The following is a 16775-nucleotide window of genomic DNA, read 5'->3' as shown; positions in this document are numbered from 1 at the left end:
ATGTGACAGTTCAAATGGCGGAATATAGCAGCCAATGTGTTTCAGCAAAGAATTATAAAATCAATGAAGATTAGATCTAAACAAAAGTATTGCAAAACTTCACATAAAGGAGCAGATGATCATGGAATATTTGGCTTATTCCTATATGTATATAGAAGATGAAGAAACAAATGGAAATTTGCCATTAAATTTACCTAAATTGGCGCAGGTATTGAATTGGCGACAGTTTTTTAAATCTTCTGCATGGTTAACTTTGGCTGGTGTGAGTATATTACTAGCTACAGTTGCTCAAATGCAGTTTGCTTCGGCAGAATATGTCAGGACTAATGGTAGTTGTATGAATATTCGTACAGGACCTAGCACCGATAATTCATCCATAGCTTGTGTCCAAAATGGGTCATACATTGGTGATACTGGGAATGTCAGAAATGGATTTGCAAGAATTTCCTCGGGACGTTACCGGGGATACTATGCTGCTGAAAGATGGATTGGTAACACTCCTGGCTATTCTTCCCGTAGACACCGTTCTGGATACGGTGTTGGCGGTAGGGTAACTGTAGGATATGGCACAAGGGGCGAACGAGTGCGAGAAATCCAAAGGGCTTTAGGGATTAGGGTTGATGGTGTTTACGGTTCAAGAACCATTAATGCAGTGCGTCACTTTCAAAGACGTAACGGACTGCGTGTAGATGGTGTTGTTGGTTATCAAACTCGGAGGGCTTTAGGTATTTAGCTGCGGTGACAAGTAATTTTTGACAAGTTGTAAAATGCGTTCTGCTGCATGGCCATCGCCAAAGGGATTAATGGCGGTGGCCATTTTGGTATAAGCGGCTGGGTTGCTGAGTAGTTCACTAGCGGCTGCAACAATATTTTCCGTTTGTGTACCTACAAGTTTGGCTGTACCTGCGGTGACAGCTTCTGGCCTCTCTGTGGTATCTCTGAGAACTAACACTGGTTTACCCAAGCTGGGGGCTTCTTCTTGTAAACCACCAGAATCTGTTAAGATTAAATGCGATCGCTCAATAGCCCCCACTAATTCTGCATAATCTAAAGGTTCTGTCAAGAAAATCCGGGGATGATTCCCCAACAATTTTTGTAATGGTTCTCTAACTATCGGATTTTTATGTAATGGTAATAATAAAGCTGTATCGGGAAATTGCTCTAAAATCTGTAAAAAACTTTCAGCGATATCTTGCAGCGGTTCTCCCCAGTTTTCCCGTCTATGAACCGTTGCTAAAATTGTCCGATATTGATGCCAATCTAAACCCGGTATATGACAAACTGGTTTGGTTGCAGCCACATTTAATAAAGCATCAATCACTGTATTTCCTGTGAGGTGAATTTCCCCCAACACTCCAGAACTTTGTAAATTTTCCACCGCTAAAGTTGTCGGGGCAAAATGCAATTGTGTAAGCTGAGAAATTAATCTTCTATTAGCTTCTTCTGGAAAAGGATTAAATAAATCATCAGTTCTTAACCCAGCTTCCACATGACCAACAGGAATTTTTTGATAAAAAGCGGCCAAAGTTGCAGCAAAAGCAGTTGTCGTATCTCCTTGAACAATCACAAAATCTAAAGTTTGTTCCTGAAATAATGCTTCTAAACCTTGTAGACTTCGACAGGTAATCTCACTAAGAGATTGCTGACGCTGCATAATCTCCAAATTCCAATCAGCTTTGAGTTTGAACAACTTCATTACTTGTTCAACCATTTCTCGATGTTGTCCTGTGAGAATTACCTGCAATTCAAAATCTGGAGAATTTTGAAAAACTTGAATTACTGGTGCTAGTTTAATAGCTTCGGGACGAGTTCCTAAAATAATGCCAATGCGGTGTTGATTAGTCATTAGTCAAATAATTACAATTTACTTTTAATTTTCCTAGACGGTAATTAATTTTTTACCTAATTATACCAAATTGTTTATAGTATTTGCGGGCAAAATTATAGCCTGTAAGTGCTTGAGTATCTGGTTGTATGTGAAATAACACAACCTTACTGATGCGATCGCCCCATGATAAAAATTTGATTGTCCCTGTCACACCTGAAAAAGCAAAATTATGACTTAAAGCTTGTTAAATACTTTAGTATTACCATTTTTTTCCATAGCAATAGCTACTGTTTTAGTAGCATCGACAAACTTTTTATAATAGTCTATGTAGGTTGGGTTGAACAACATGAAACCCAACATCTACGCGAATTGGTTGGGTTGAAAAATGAAACCCAACCAACAATTTTCTTAACTAAACCTTATTGGTTAAATGACAAACTTTTCTGTAATGGTTGCATTATTTAGAGTAACCCGGATTTGGAATTTTTCACCCATTTCAGCACAAAATTTTAATTTAATGTAATTATCTCCTTGTTCTCTGGCTTTAACTTCTAAAAATGGCTGGCCATTTTCATATAATCCTGATGGCTCAATGTTTATCTTCTTAATTAAATCAAGAGTATATTGATATTCAGCTATTTTTCCTTCTTCTTTAAATAGTTTAGCTACTTTTTGTAACTTGGCAATAGTTCCTTTTACATCTTCCAATTGACCAGGGTTAGAATCTTGGCTATTCTGAGCTAGTGCAAGGCTAGGATCAATACTCAAGGCTTGGGTAAAATCTTCAATTGCTCCTTTTAAATCTCCTATTTTAAAACGGGCAAGACCTCTATTATTGTGAGTTATTGCAAGACTAGGATCAATACGCAAGGCTTGGGTAAAATTTTCAATCGCCTCTTTTAAATCTCCTGATAGTAGGCGGGCAAAACCTCGATTATTGTAGATATCTGCATCATTAGGATTCAGACGTATGGCTTGATTGTAATCTTCAATCGCTCCTTTTACATCTCCCAACATCCCACGGGTAAGACCTCTATTATAGTGAGCTAGTGCAAGGTTAGAATCAAGACGTAAGGCTTGGTTGAAATCTTCAATTGCCTCGTTTATATCTCCTAATTGAGCGCGGACACCGCCTCGGTTCAGGTAGGCTAGTGCAAGATTGGGATTCAGACGTATGGCTTGGTTATAATCTTCGATTGCCCCTTTTATATCTCTTGATTCATACCGGACAACACCTCGGTTATAGTATGCTTCTGCAAGGTTAGGATTAATACGTAGAGCTTGATTGTAATTTTCAATCGCTTCTTTAAAATCTCCCAATTCACGGCGGGCATTCCCTCTGTTGATGTAAGCTCCTACATGGTTAGGATTAATACGCAGTGCTTGGTTGTAATCTTCAATTGCCCCTTGCAAATCTCCTGATTCATAGCGAGCAACACCTTGGTCATGGTATGATTCTGCATTTTCAAGGTTAACTTGTACTAACAGTAATCTTGATTCTCTTGCTGACTCTAAAATATTCGGCACATTTTGAGCATCAACTTTAGAGCTATATAATATTGCTCCTAGTACAAAAACTAAAGTTGTTAATTTTGATAATTTCATTTTGTTTTCCTTCTTCAATTAAGAACTTTTCAGATTTATCAATACCTTCGCTATGGTGCAAAACATGAGAATTGCTACTAACGGGACTTGTAATGAAGTGTAAATTCTGGCTATCAACCGCCACCACCACCGCCACCGCCGCCACCGCCGCCACCACCGCCACCACCGCCGCCACCGCCGCCACCGCCACTGCTGCGTACTGGAATTACTTCTTCAAATTCGTTATGATATGAGCAGTTTTGGCAGTGGTGGGTTACTATTTGCTTTCCTTGAAAGCTAGTAGTTGCCGGAACTAATATTTTATAATTCCGTTTCAGCGTAAATTTTTGACATTGGGGACATTTTCGATCATTGATTGGCGAAACTATAACAAAGGCAATGTATGCGAAAAAGCACAGAAATATAAAGTTATTCCAATTCAAAACAAAGCCACCTTGTTGCCAATTGGGTTGAGGAATATTCAGAATTGCGCTAGGGAATGTCACCTGAACTTCTAGTTCTTGTTGCGGTGGAATAGGCTGATTTGCTACAAATTCAAATGTTTTCGGATTTACTTGACGGCTTGTAGCTGGTATACCAAAATTTTGAAAATCTTGGACTTTACCCGATAAAGTTTTTGGTAATTGTACCCGAACTTTTGCCGATTGAATTGTGGCTTTACGGTCAGCGAAAATGGCTTTCCAATAAACTTGAGTATTCTCATTATTAATATGCAGTCCGCCAACTACACGATATTTCAAAACAAAAGTATGTGTTTCTGGTGGTTTTAATTGATGTTGCCAACGAATCCAAAATTGATTATTTTCAATTCCGGTTTCACTAGGAATAATTTGATTATTTTCTTGAACCGTTACATCCTTAATTTCATCAACTTTATCCAAAGGAATATAGCGATATCGTTGATTAGGATAATCTGATTTAAACACATATTTTTGCGTTTCAGTGACTAACATATCTCCGTTATTTTGCACATCAATATTAACATTGATATAGTCCCAATAAAACGTTACTTCCTGTGCAACAGCATGACTAAATGTAATTAAAAATGTCACCAACACAGAAAGTAATGAAAAAGAGATTCTTTTGATCAATTGTTTATTCATAGTTTCGTTTTCTCTGTTTACCTTGTACCTTCTCTGGAGTTTGAGACAAAGAGTCTTGGTGAACCATAGTAATATTCAGTAATATTCACCGCTTTTTGTTCTCACAAAACAAGTGTCTCCAAAATTTATGTGATTGTCACCACTAAGTTACTTAAGTATTTACCTTAATAAAGTTAATTATTCTCATAAATAATGTTAATTTTATTAACATTATTTTCCCTAAGAGCCTGAGATGATTTTGAATCAGACTTACGCAGAAAAGCTTTTAAACTCTCATTCCCTCCTAACCTCCGTGTCCTCTGTGTCCTCTGTGGTTCGTTATTTAATTTTCATCATCAAAACAGATAACTTTGAGATTAAATAATAATCAACTACCACCATTGCCGCACATAAACCCCACAATGAACACAAAAACAATATTTACCTCCTGGATAACTTGCCCTAAACCCAATCTCCAAGCCAAATTACGCCTATTTTGTCTACCCTATGCTGGTGGTAACAGGACGGTTTTTCGTACCTGGACTGATTATTTACCGAAAACTATTGAATTATGTCCTATAGAAATTCCTGGTAGAGGAAGACAAATTAAATCATCTGCATACACAGAAATTCAACCTTTAGTGCGAGAAATAGCCACCAATATCATCCCCTATTTAGATAAACCTTATGCTTTTTTCGGTTACAGTATGGGTGCATTAATTAGTTTTGAGTTAATCAGGTTACTACGTTCTGAATATAATTTTCAACCTTTACATCTTTTCGTTGCCGCCCGTCACGCTCCTCAATTACCATTGAAAAAACCACGCATTTCTAAATTATCAGATCCGGATTTTTTAGCGGAAATATATCGGTTAAATGGGACTCCCAAGGAAGTCCTAGAAAATGCCGAACTCATGCAGCTTTTTATGCCTATTATTCGCGCTGATTTTGCCATAATGGAATCCTATATTTACCATCCTCAACCAGCTTTAAATTGTCCTATTTATACTTTTGGAGGTTTACAAGACAGAGAAGTTAGTTATAATTCCCTTGCGGCATGGCAAGAACAAACTACTGCTAATTTTTCATTACAAATGATGGATGGTGATCACTTTTTTATCAATACAGCTAAAACTACTTTACTTAATAGTGTGATTCAATGTTTACAGTCACATATCTAAGATATTTTTGTCCAAAAAAAATCGCAAAAATTTCTATATTTATCTTTGAGATTCCGAATTTAGAGTTACTATTTAAATAGTACGGTAATTACGATAACAATATCTATAAAACCGAACTGTAATCAATTTATTTTCCAGTGTTACTATTGAGTTGGGAGGCTAAAGCTTAGGCTTTTTGGAAGTTAAAGGTTAGAAGTTTTGCCAGTAATATTATTGTTTACCAAGTCAAGAGCTTAAAATTCAGTCTCACCAAGTCAAGAAGTCAAATAGTGAGTTTTAAGGAGATAGCTATGACACTTGTACGTTGGGATCCGTTACGAGAAATAGAACGCTGGGACCCATTCCCTGAAATGGGCGCTCTCCAGCGGCAAATGAATCGCTTGTTTGAACAATTATTGCCAACGGACGGTGGTGAAAGGGCAGGGTTGACTTTCATTCCTGCAGCTGAGATTGCAGAAACTGATGGCGATTTGAGGTTGAAAATAGAAATACCAGGTGTCGACCCGAAGGATCTTAATGTTGAGGTCGCTCCTGAATCGGTTTCTATTAGCGGTGAGCGTAAGTCAGAAACTACAACGGAAGAGGGCGGTATGACTCGCTCAGAATTTCGTTATGGCAAGTTCAAACGGGTAATCGCTTTGCCCGCTGTCGTAGACAATGAAAGAGTGGGAGCGGAATACAAAGATGGTATTCTCCGTCTTACCATTCCTAAAGCCGAGTCAGAACGACAAAAGGCTGTGAAGGTTCGTCTTGGCTAATTGCCAGGAGGTAGGTTAAATTAGGAAGGGTGAAAGGGTTTAATGATCCTTTCATCCTTCATTTTTTTGTGAGGATTATCGGATATACTTTCTTAAAGTATGTCTGAAAGTATGTTTTTAATTCTATAATTAATTCTTAGGATAGATGCTACAAAGCACTCTTGCATCTACTAGTTATGAATGCAACCAGTTGGTACTAGATTATTTTTTGATTATTTTGTATATTGTTTTTTATATTGTTAGGTGCAAGATGAGTAAATATATCTCACTCACTGTTAATATATCAGAAATTGTAGTTTGTGTTCGTGGATTGGATAGGATTTAGTGATTTTTTGGCAAACTTCTAGAAAAACACACACTGATACAGTTTTATTTGCTTGAATAGCTTTATAAAGAGGATTTGGATTGGTAATTACTAATTATGGCAACAAAAGTAGTTGATGTTAGAGAGTATACGGTTAGAGCGCACAAAAGAGTGATTCATACACGAGTTTTTAACTTTGTTTGTAAAGAATGTAATCAGGCTACAAAGAGGGAAACTTTCGGAACACGTCCTTTATATTGCGAAAGTTGTCGTCCTCCCCAACCTCCGAAAAAATCAGTTCAGGTATCTGAACCGAGTAAACCGCGTCCCATGACCTACAGCAGCGATACAAATTTAGATTGAGTGAATTGCTATGAATTCTCCAGGACAATTACAACCACCTGATGTATTTATTACGCCATTGTTGGAATTACGAGATTACTATCAGAATCTTGTACAAAAGTACCAACGTCTGTTTATAGAAGCGCGATCGCAATTAGATCATGTAGAATCTTTGTTGTCTACTTGGTCTTATGGTAATGGCAATCAACCAATTGAAGCTATTAAGGATGATTCACTGTTACTGCTTTCTTCTCATCACACTTCTGATGTCGAATGCTTGGAGTCTCTAGAGTCGGAAATTTCCTTAGACTCTTTAAAAACAGATCATTCCCTTGGACAAGTGAGGGACTCGGATAATTTTTCTCTTGAGCGTCGTCACTATGTCGGAAAAGGGGAAGAAGTTCCCATGCTTCCTCACTATGGAAATATGACTCGTATGGAAGCACTGAAAAAGCTGATGCGAGAATATGTTGGAACTGTGTGTCACATAGATTTTATTGTGCGATCGCTTTATGGTGATTTAGAGTCTACTATTTTCAAGGTGGTTAAAGGTAGAGTTCAATCATCTCTAACTCAAGGAAGGGAAAGTGGCTATTGGTCAGGTATTCCTAATGAACCTGGTTGTTATACCCTAGATTTAAATTCACTAGGTCCGATTCATGCTAAGGGGATATCTAAGAGCATTAAATCTACCAAAACCAACAAAAATTTTGCCAAACCCCAGACGAAATCAGTACCGATGTTGGCTCAATTTGATGGTCAATTTTTAATTGATGCTCTTACCCTATTTCTAGAAAAAAATGCAGGGCGGATTTTCAATGTCAGTGAGATACTCAATGGTATCTATGGAAATCTGGATACGGAGGAAGTCAGAGAGGTGAAAAATAAGGTTCTCAATGAACTATCTAGGGGGCATCGTACAGGCCGATTTGTGAGAGTTCCCAACCAAATTGGTTTATATACTTGGGATCTGAATGCAATTAGCCGGTAATTAGTGAGGATTCAGCATACCATGGTAGCACTCAGATGCCCGACTCCTGGCAATAAATCATAAATCATAATTTATTCACAGGATTAAATAAAGAAAGAAGTCGGGCATCTTGCTCAAGATTTACTCAACTAGCTGAATCCTTAGGATGATTACCGAAACCTGACTCAAGTATACCCCAGAGAACGAAGCGGATTCTCGTTCATCTAAAATTACAGTAAAATTAAAGTAATTTTTCATCAATTTCACCACAGATTATGTTTGTGTCACATCTGCTAGAAAAATGGTGTAAGTTACATCTTCTATCAATATCACTGGTATGTTTCGATTTAACGGGACTGACGGGGCTCGAACCCGCAACTTCCGCCGTGACAGGGCGGTGCTCTAACCAATTGAACTACAGTCCCTTGACCTGCACTTCAACTATTATGCCTGCTTTTTTTCTAATTGTCAAGTGGTTTGAGAAAATTTTTTTTGAATCAGTTTTTTAGCAAGTAGGGCATAGTAATAAGCATTATTTAAGGCTTGCGTATAAGTGTATTTTATCAAACAAACAATAGGCAGCCGCCAAGAAGAATAACCTTGTAGGTAAGCCAAAAGTGAGCAGTCTCGCTATATTAGCAAGTAATAGGACAAGTTGAAAAGGAGTTGACAAAAGATGGAAACCAAGCCCATGAACCCATCTCTAGGACTCGCGGATATTCCCCCCGGCTATCTTAATATTATGGGTTATGTTGACCAATCGGAAGTTAATGGACCCGGTTGTCGGGCTGTTGTCTGGGTACAAGGCTGTAACCGTGAGTGTTCTGGTTGTTTTAATCCTGACTCCTGGGCATTTGAGATTAATGATTTAGTGGCTATTGATACCTTAGCTGCAAGTATTCTCAAAAATCCTCAGAATACTGGTGTAACTTTTTCTGGTGGTGAACCATTTTGGCAAGCACCGGCATTGACGATTTTAGCCAAAAAGTTAAAAGCAGCGGGTTTAAATATTATGTCTTTTACTGGTTTCACACTCCAGCAATTACAATCTAATTCTGCCCCTCCTGGGGCAAAAGAATTGTTAGCAGAATTAGATATTTTGATTGATGGTCCTTTTGTCAAATCTCTAGCAGTTAATTCTCCTGATTCTCCGGTTTCTTCTAGTAATCAAAATGTGAATATCTTTAACCCAGAATTTGCAGATAAAATCACCTGGGCTAGTGATCAAATTGAAGTCCACATTCTCAAAGATGGTAATCGCATTGTTACAGGTTATCAAGGTTTACTAGAATTAAGTTAAGCTCTACTGCATTTAATTTGTATGATTCTAGCGGGCAAGATGCCCGCACCACAAAATCTAGTGACCTACAATCTTTACCGGAGATGTCCAACTACTTCAATTACTCCATTAAAATTAACTGCGAAGGATTTAACTGCACATACCAGGGAAATGATTGATCTTGAATATTTACCCATTTTTCTTTATAAATTTCCCCTTGTAGATGATAATCCTGGGGATGATTAGCTGGAGAATGCAGTTTGAGAAATACCGTCATTCTGTGGGGTGTTTCACTAGTGCGAACTAAATAACACGGGAAAGTATTTACTTGTTGAGGATCTTTTGTAAAAACCAAATGATGAGCGCGAATACCAACATAAGACAATTCTGAAGGAATATTTTCTCCAAGTTGGAGATTACAACCCCAATCAATTGCTTCTATTTGTTGGGGTTTTCGGTGTGCTAATATTTTAGCACGAGAAAAGTTTTTACAACCAGTAATTTGAGCAACATTCACACTGGCAGGATGTTGAAAAATCTCATATTTAGAACCATAGTGGGCTGCTTTTCCCCCTTCTAATACTAACAAATTAGGACATAAACGATAAGCCTCTTCCATATTATGAGTAACAAACAAAGTTACTCCCGAATAATCAGCCAGGATTTCTGTCACTTGTTGTTCTAATTGACTGCGTAAATGGGTATCAAGGGCAGAAAATGGCTCATCTAAAAGTAAGGCTTCTGGCTTGCTTGCTAAAGCCCTAGCTAATGCTACTCGTTGTTGTTGTCCCCCGGAAAGTTGGTGGGGATAGCGGTTTCCAAATCCTTGTAATTTCATGGCTATTAATTGCTTTTCTACCTCTGTTTTAGTATCTATATATTTTGGTATACCAAAGGCAATATTTTCCGCTACAGTAAGATGTGGAAATAAGGCATAATTTTGGAATAAAAATCCAATTTGTCGTTGATAAATGGGAATATTAATTTTATTTTCTGAGTCAAATAATACTCTATTATTTAGAATAATTTGTCCTCTGGTCGGTGTTTCTATGCCTGCTAGACAACGCAAAATCATGCTTTTTCCGGCACCAGAACCTCCCAATAATCCTAGTGGTTCATTATTGGTATTAAAGGCAATTTTTAGATGAAAATTATCTAGTCTTTTTTCGATATTTAAAAACAAACTAGCTACGGAGGTATCAATTAATAAAGAAGAGGATTTATTTTCTAATTCTATTGGTTTTATTCCTGATTTTGTGAGTTTGTGTTTATCCTGAAATTCTTGCCAAAAATTACCTAGAATAATACTTGAAAGGGAAATAATCATCATGGCAATTGACCAAAACCAAGCTTCATTTATTGCCCCAGATTCTACTGCAAAATATATGGCCATGGGCATCGTTTGTGTTTGTCCAGGAATATTACCTGCTAACATTAAAGTTGCCCCAAATTCACCCAAAGCCCTCGCAAAAGCTAAGGTTGTGGCAGCTACAATGCCCGGAAATGCTAGGGGTAAACTAATGCGCCAAAAAATCGTCAATTCCTTAGCACCCAAGGTTCTCGCTACTCGCAGAAGATTAACATCAATTTGCATAAAAGAGCCAAGTGCAGTTTTATACATTAATGGGAATGAAACTACTGTAGCAGCGATGGCAGCACCATACCAAGTAAAAACAATTGTGGTATCATAAGCTTCTAAAAGTTTACCAACAGGACCATTTTTACCAAAGAATATCAGCAGTAAAAACCCAACTACTGTAGGTGGTAGAATCAACGGTGCAACAAATATACCCTCAATTAAAGATTTACCTTTACCGCGATATCCCAACATCCAATAAGCAGCAGATATACCCAAAAAGAAGGTGATAAACGTTGCGAGTAAAGCCGTTTTCAATGATATCCAAAGCGGTGATAAGTCCTGTGGCATAGTTTTTTAGATCAACGGTATAAATTTTAATTTCTATTAAAAACCCTTCTGTATTCCTGCATTTCTCAATCATTAAAGAATATTAAAAATTAAGGGTTTAGGTAGTTTAATAAATCGTGAGTAAGATCCCTGACTTGTTTGTTTAATCCTATGAATAAATGATGATTTCTGGACAAAAGTTTGGGATCTAAAATTTCATCTATGATCAAGGTAGAATAAACCCATATTTCTTAAATACCGCCTTAGATTTATCACTAGATAAAAATTGGGAAAATTCTTTAGCAGCATCAACATTTTTACTGCGTTTAATAACTACTAATGGGTAAATAATGGCAGAGTGGTATTTTTCATCTGCTGTAACTACAACTTTTACCTGATTAGAGATTTTGGCATCAGTTATATATACTAAACCTGCATCAGCATTACCACTTTCTACAGATGCTAAAACTTGACGCACGTTGTTAGCAAATACCAGTTTTGATTTAATTTCTGACCAGATTTTTAACTTTTCTAATACTTGTTGTCCGTATTGTCCCGCGGGTACGCTTCTCGGTTCACCAATGGCGATTTTTTTGACGTTGCTATCTTTAAGATTGTAGAAACTGGTGATACCAACAACATTTTTAGGTACTACCAAAACTAGCCGATTTTTAGCGATGATATTCCTTGTACCAGCAACTACAAGTCCTTTTTGTTCTAAAGCATCTACTTGTTTTTTCGCGGCAGATATGAAAATATCCGCTGGCGCACCTTGTTCTATTTGTTGCTGTAATGCCCCAGAAGATCCGAAATTATAACTAATATTGATGTTGGCCTGACTTTGTTGGTAAAGAGATTTGATTTCTGCCAATGCCTCTTTTAAACTAGCGGCCGCAGATATGAGTAGGTTTGTATTAGATTGTGCAACTGCGGGGTAATGAATTACACTTGGGAAGCCAATTATCAGTAATAAAGTAGCTAAAGCGGTAGTAATTGAGACTATTATCTTTGTTTTTTTGCTCATGAAATTGATACCCGATATACTTTTACTAAAATTATCATAGTAAATACCAATTTAATTGGTAAATTTACTAATTTATTTTTAACTAAATGTTAAGATATGAAGATATATAGCACAATTACCAAGAGAAAATTTGTATTTTTCACTGAAAAATACCAACTTTTTAGGAATTAATCTCTACCTGTTAAGTTGGTATTGAAGGTTTGATGTCCTTGTGTCTATAGAACTCAAGGTAGATTAGGTATGAAATACGACTGTAATTAAGGGAAGAAAAGCTAGGAGAAAAATATGCCAAGATTGCAATTGCGTTTCCGCTGTTGGTTCAGATGGTGTTAATAACGCTTCTATTCTTTGTTCTAAGCGATCGCCAGCACCTAAAGCAGCACAGCAAACATCGGATGTGATTGGGTTATTGCTCACGACTAATAACAATGATTCTGCTAATACCAACGGATCTACTTGAGATGCAGCGTAACTATCAGCCCGTAACTCACGTAAAACTAACAACTCTTGCCATAAAGGTTCTGTATTGGGCAACCATGCGGTACAGGAACGCATCCAACCCAGCCAAAAGAACCAGAACGTATCTCTATATTGATAATGCCCTTGTTCGTGGGCTAAAACGCTTTCCAGATGGAGTGGGGAAAGAGTTTCTAGTAATCCTTTACTGACAACTAACTCCGGTTGCCAAAAACCAATTTGTCCGGCAAATAAAGCCCCTGTGTGTAGGATTCGGACCTGTTTACCATTCAGATTCACTTGGGGACATTCACGAGCGGATTTAATCGCTTTCCAGCCACTTAAAACAAGTTTAAGCCCTAAGATGTTAAAAAATCCTAGAAAAATCAATGCTAGGATATAACTGAAAGGATTGGTATACATTCCACCCATTTTCCCTTGTGTACCCATGCAGACTACAGCGGTAACTGTCATGAAGATCAGTAAAGGGGGAAAAAGGAATAAAAATAGGGTTTTTTGCCATCGTAAATGCCAATTGCCTTGGGGTATATTACCAGAGTATCTTAACCAGTAAGCAACGGCAACAGCGGTGATAATCATGAGTATATGCATATTTATTTTCCTCCTCTGGCTTCCCGCGCGGATTGAATGCGTTTTGCGATCGCTTCTATTTGATCAGTCGCAGCTTGATCTAGACTATCAGCAAATGCCGCAATTATATCAGGATTTCCCACTGCTAAAAATCGCTGTAATTGATCATGAGCTTTAATCACCTCTGCTTGTTGTTTAGTTAACAATGGCCGCCAATAAAAGGCTTTCCCTTCTTTATCACAAGCTAACCAGCCTTTTTCTGTGAGACGACGGAGAACGGTAGTAACGGAGGTATAAGCTAATTCACGATCTGGATCTGCTAGAATGCGATCATGTACATCTTTAACTGTTGCTGAACCTAATTCCCACACTATACTGAGAATTTCTGCTTCTAGTGGACCTACTGATAATTGTTTGGGACGATAATCGGGTAAGGGGGTCATGTTGATAATTTTCGATGTTTTTTCTATTTTTACATTCTTGATCTTTAATTTTTTCAACCCGTATTTTTAACCCGTAGTTGATTGAATTTCTTTTACAGCGTATTACCACAAGGACGAGATACACTGTTGGCGGGTAAGATTCCCGCACCACAAGATTTTTATCATTAATTAATATCTGTACTTCATCATATCGGAAACTGCTGATATTAATAAGTGATAAATTAATACTAGAAGTCGGGGATACTACATTTTAATATTACATTTTCCTCAAGATTCAACACCTTCAAAATTCTGAGTATTGCAAAGATTCATCGTCTTTTCTACACCCTGTTTAAAACTAAATTCTACACAATCAACGACAAAGTTTAAAACTTGAGACATAACTTTATTTTCAGCAGCAGAAAATCGCCCTAAAACGTGAGCAACAGTATCAGACTTATCCCCGTCTATAGCACCTTTCGGTTTACCTATACCAATTCGCAACCGGGGGAAATTTTGAGTATTCAAATGGGAAATAATACTTTTCATACCATTATGTCCACCCGCAGAACCAGACAAGCGTAAACGAGTTTTTCCCAGGGGTAAATCTAAATCATCATAAATGATTAATACAGATTCAGGGGGTAATTTATACCAGTTCGTTACCGCTTGTATGGACTGTCCTGAACGATTCATATAGGTTAATGGTTTAAGTAAGCGGATTTTAACGCTACCTGGTGCAGTACCTTCACCAAACTCGCCTTGAAATTTGCGATTTTCGGCTACAGAAATTTGCCAAGCACGTGCTAGACTATCTATAGCTGCAAAACCAATATTATGGCGAGTTTGGTCATATTTAGGCTCTGGGTTTCCTAGTCCGACAATTAGCTGGGGAATTACTAAAGTCGGTTGTTTTACTTCTCCCTCCTTCATCCTTGTATATTTTCCTGCTGGTGTTTTCCGGCTTCAATGTGTTTAGGCTCTAGTTCAGCGGTTGTTTGTACAGTTTCTTTCAATTGTTCGGTTTCTCGTTTGAACTCGGTTTGAAAGTCATTAGAAGCTTCTTGGAAACTGCGAATGGTTTTCCCCAAACTGCGGCCAATTTCTGGTAACTTCTTAGGACCAAATATCAATAGTGCTACCACCATAATTACCGCCATTTCTGGTAAACCGATACCAAATATATTCATCTTCCTCTCCTGTAAACCTAGAAGGCTTCTTGCTATATAGGTTAATTTTATCGCTATTTTTCGAGATTTTTTATGAATAACAAAAACCCGGACAAGCCGGGTAGATTGTCATTTTAGCTTAATAACTGGATGACTATTAGCCCCCTAAACTACGCCAATCAACAAGTACATCTTGAATTAGCAGAGACTTGTTGTAGACTTGGAGGATAATGAGCAGAAATACGAAAAATAAACCCATAAACACAGCCATTAAAGGTGTCGTTCCCCAACCTGGGGATACTTTACCATACTCAGCATTTAAGGGTCTGAGAACATCCCCTAACCTAGTCCGTTGTGCCATAATTCACCTAAGATCAGTTGCAAAAGCTTTTTTTAATTTTATTGGCATTTGATAAAGACATTATAGATGAAATTGGCAAAACCTCAAAATTGAGGAGTCGGATAGGTTATTTAAGTTAAATTTTGTAATATTCTATAAATATTGCTTTCATAATATGTAACTAAATTTATGGACTTAGAACCCGCTACGGCGCTTGGGATTTCCTTTTGTGCGGCACTAGTGGCTATCACTGGTATGGCAATTTATACATCCTTTGGACCCCCAAGCCAGGAATTAGATGATCCCTTTGATGACCACGAAGATTAATGAGTTACTAATTTAACATAATGGTGGGTAATACCCACCTAAAATCCTCAATTATTTGACACTTGAGTAAAAACCAGGCCGCTATATGCTATGGAAGAACTCGGAAATCTAAATACTTAGAAATAATCTATCACAGCTTTAGCTATTGTTTCATTGCCATCTTTATTTATTACTTGTGTTTGCTTTGGTGGTTGGGGTAACTGATACAGAAAATCCCAATTACTTTGAAAAAATTCCGATGCAGTGATAATTTGATGATAATTATAATTAGTAATTCCTGCTAACATAAAAGCTGCTTCGGCAAAATCATCACGGGGTATAGTTACTACTGGTACATCTAAAAGCGTCGCTTCTGAAAATGTCCCATAACCGGGTTTAGAGATAATTCTCCCACAAATTGGCATAAAATCTACGGGACGATATTGACGATTTGTAACTTTAATTAAGTTCGGTAAATCTGGGGCTAAAAAATCAAACGTAATAAATTGCCAATCGGGAAATTTGCTAATATTGGTATAGGGAATTTGTTGCAAACCATAACCACCAAATGTTAGTAAAATGGTTTTTTCTGGAGGTGTATTTATTCCCCAGTTGCTGCGTAATTCATCAATAGAAAAACGGGGAGAACCACCTGTTAAACCTACGTCGGTAATATTGGGAAAAGCTGACATAGGTTCATGGAAAGGAAGACGAAATAACCGGTTAGATTTTGCGTACCAATTACTAATCCAATCAGCAATTTCTGTAAATTCTCCTCCCCAGTCTCGATAAATTAAATCCCAACCAAAGTTACTGATCATCCAGCAAGGAATATTCGCAGCTTCAGCAAATCCAGCAGCCAGAAAAGGAATATCTGCTAAAATCAAATTAACACGATTTTGACGAATAAAATTAACTTCTGAAGCAATTAAGGATTTGTGATTTTTCTTGATTTCTCGCAATTTTTCTAAAGTCGCTGGTTTATCCATGATCAAACTATCAACTTGAATCACACCTAAATCAAACGCTCGTTGACGTAAAATAAAATCACCTTCTATATAGGATTCTAGTAACCAACGAGGTGCAGTAGTTACTAAAATCAATAACGCTTCCGGGCATAATTTTTGAATGGTGTTAGCTATAGAAGCTGTGCGGGTAGCATGACCAAAACCGTGATTAGTAATGGCTATATATATAATTGGTCGTTCCATG

Annotated in this window: 18 protein-coding genes and 1 tRNA gene; 7 read left to right on the top strand and 12 right to left on the bottom strand. The window is 37.5% G+C overall.

Annotated elements, in window-relative coordinates; all coding sequences use genetic code 11:
- Positions 1-121 precede the first annotated feature (121 nt).
- The gene (locus H6F39_RS05410; RefSeq protein ID WP_028083254.1) at positions 122-733 is read left to right on the top strand and encodes a peptidoglycan-binding protein; all 612 of its coding nucleotides are present in this window, start codon (positions 122-124) and stop codon (positions 731-733) included.
- On the opposite strand, the gene wecB is transcribed toward H6F39_RS05410, so the two are convergent.
- The 3 genes from wecB to H6F39_RS05395 form a co-directional block, all read right to left on the bottom strand.
- Positions 722-1846 (bottom strand): non-hydrolyzing UDP-N-acetylglucosamine 2-epimerase, encoded by a 1125-nt coding sequence (gene wecB, locus H6F39_RS05405; protein ID WP_190396347.1) that lies wholly within the window; start codon positions 1844-1846, stop codon positions 722-724. The genes H6F39_RS05410 and wecB overlap by 12 nt on opposite strands.
- Positions 1847-2254: 408 nt before the next feature.
- The gene (locus H6F39_RS05400) at positions 2255-3433 is read right to left on the bottom strand and encodes a DUF1822 family protein (RefSeq protein WP_190396346.1); all 1179 of its coding nucleotides are present in this window, start codon (positions 3431-3433) and stop codon (positions 2255-2257) included.
- A 113-nt stretch (positions 3434-3546) separates the two neighbouring features.
- Positions 3547-4536: a DUF2207 domain-containing protein gene (locus H6F39_RS05395; protein ID WP_190396345.1), complete on the bottom strand. Its 990-nt coding sequence runs from the start codon at positions 4534-4536 to the stop codon at positions 3547-3549.
- Positions 4537-4937: 401 nt separating this feature from the next.
- On the opposite strand from H6F39_RS05395, the gene H6F39_RS05390 reads away from it, so the two are divergent.
- From H6F39_RS05390 to H6F39_RS05375, 4 genes are all read left to right on the top strand, one after another.
- Positions 4938-5696, top strand: coding sequence for a thioesterase II family protein (locus H6F39_RS05390; protein WP_190396344.1), 759 nt, complete (start codon positions 4938-4940; stop codon positions 5694-5696).
- A gap of 290 nt (positions 5697-5986) precedes the next feature.
- The gene (locus tag H6F39_RS05385) at positions 5987-6454 is read left to right on the top strand and encodes an Hsp20/alpha crystallin family protein (RefSeq protein ID WP_190396343.1); all 468 of its coding nucleotides are present in this window, start codon (positions 5987-5989) and stop codon (positions 6452-6454) included.
- Between the two features lie 421 nt (positions 6455-6875).
- Positions 6876-7121 carry a hypothetical protein gene (locus H6F39_RS05380; RefSeq protein WP_071604802.1) on the top strand — a complete coding sequence of 82 codons (246 nt, stop codon included), beginning with the start codon at positions 6876-6878 and terminating at the stop codon, positions 7119-7121.
- 10 nt (positions 7122-7131) lie between these two features.
- A complete protein-coding gene (locus H6F39_RS05375) occupies positions 7132-8091 on the top strand; it encodes a hypothetical protein (RefSeq protein WP_137909391.1) in 960 nt (319 codons plus the stop codon).
- Positions 8092-8421: 330 nt separating this feature from the next.
- On the opposite strand, the gene H6F39_RS05370 is transcribed toward H6F39_RS05375, so the two are convergent.
- Positions 8422-8495 (bottom strand) — tRNA-Asp (locus H6F39_RS05370).
- Between the two features lie 251 nt (positions 8496-8746).
- On the opposite strand from H6F39_RS05370, the gene H6F39_RS05365 reads away from it, so the two are divergent.
- Positions 8747-9370: a 4Fe-4S single cluster domain-containing protein gene (locus H6F39_RS05365; RefSeq protein WP_137909392.1), complete on the top strand. Its 624-nt coding sequence runs from the start codon at positions 8747-8749 to the stop codon at positions 9368-9370.
- 100 nt (positions 9371-9470) lie between these two features.
- Here the strand turns inward: H6F39_RS05365 and modB are convergent, their stop codons facing one another.
- From modB to psbH, 7 genes are all read right to left on the bottom strand, one after another.
- Positions 9471-11276, bottom strand: coding sequence for a molybdate ABC transporter permease subunit (gene modB / locus H6F39_RS05360; RefSeq protein WP_137909393.1), 1806 nt, complete (start codon positions 11274-11276; stop codon positions 9471-9473).
- 205 nt (positions 11277-11481) lie between these two features.
- On the bottom strand, positions 11482-12279 hold the full coding sequence (gene modA / locus H6F39_RS05355) for a molybdate ABC transporter substrate-binding protein (RefSeq protein WP_137909394.1): 798 nt from the start codon (positions 12277-12279) through the stop codon (positions 11482-11484).
- A 234-nt stretch (positions 12280-12513) separates the two neighbouring features.
- Entirely contained in the window at positions 12514-13347 is an 834-nt protein-coding gene (locus H6F39_RS05350) for a M56 family metallopeptidase (protein WP_137909395.1), read from the bottom strand.
- A 2-nt stretch (positions 13348-13349) separates the two neighbouring features.
- Positions 13350-13769: a BlaI/MecI/CopY family transcriptional regulator gene (locus H6F39_RS05345; protein ID WP_137909396.1), complete on the bottom strand. Its 420-nt coding sequence runs from the start codon at positions 13767-13769 to the stop codon at positions 13350-13352.
- Between the two features lie 267 nt (positions 13770-14036).
- Positions 14037-14681: an aminoacyl-tRNA hydrolase gene (gene pth, locus H6F39_RS05340; protein WP_190371327.1), complete on the bottom strand. Its 645-nt coding sequence runs from the start codon at positions 14679-14681 to the stop codon at positions 14037-14039.
- Entirely contained in the window at positions 14678-14938 is a 261-nt protein-coding gene (locus H6F39_RS05335) for a TatA/E family twin arginine-targeting protein translocase (protein ID WP_137909398.1), read from the bottom strand. Before H6F39_RS05335 ends, pth begins: the two co-directional genes overlap by 4 nt.
- A 136-nt stretch (positions 14939-15074) precedes the next feature.
- Complete coding sequence (gene psbH, locus H6F39_RS05330; RefSeq protein ID WP_028083230.1) at positions 15075-15278, bottom strand: photosystem II reaction center phosphoprotein PsbH; 204 nt, start codon at positions 15276-15278, stop codon at positions 15075-15077.
- Positions 15279-15446: 168 nt separating this feature from the next.
- Between psbH and psbN the strand changes: the two genes are divergently transcribed.
- A complete protein-coding gene (psbN, locus tag H6F39_RS05325; protein WP_137909399.1) occupies positions 15447-15584 on the top strand; it encodes a photosystem II reaction center protein PsbN in 138 nt (45 codons plus the stop codon).
- Between the two features lie 116 nt (positions 15585-15700).
- Here the strand turns inward: psbN and H6F39_RS05320 are convergent, their stop codons facing one another.
- Positions 15701-16774, bottom strand: coding sequence for a glycosyl transferase (locus H6F39_RS05320; protein WP_190371328.1), 1074 nt, complete (start codon positions 16772-16774; stop codon positions 15701-15703).
- Position 16775 lies beyond the last annotated feature (1 nt).

The organism is Dolichospermum sp. FACHB-1250 (assembly GCF_014696335.1).
Lineage (GTDB): Bacteria > Cyanobacteriota > Cyanobacteriia > Cyanobacteriales > Nostocaceae > Dolichospermum > Dolichospermum planctonicum.
The sequence above is the reverse complement of the archived record's forward strand: the minus strand, read 5'-3'. Positions and strand labels throughout refer to the sequence as shown.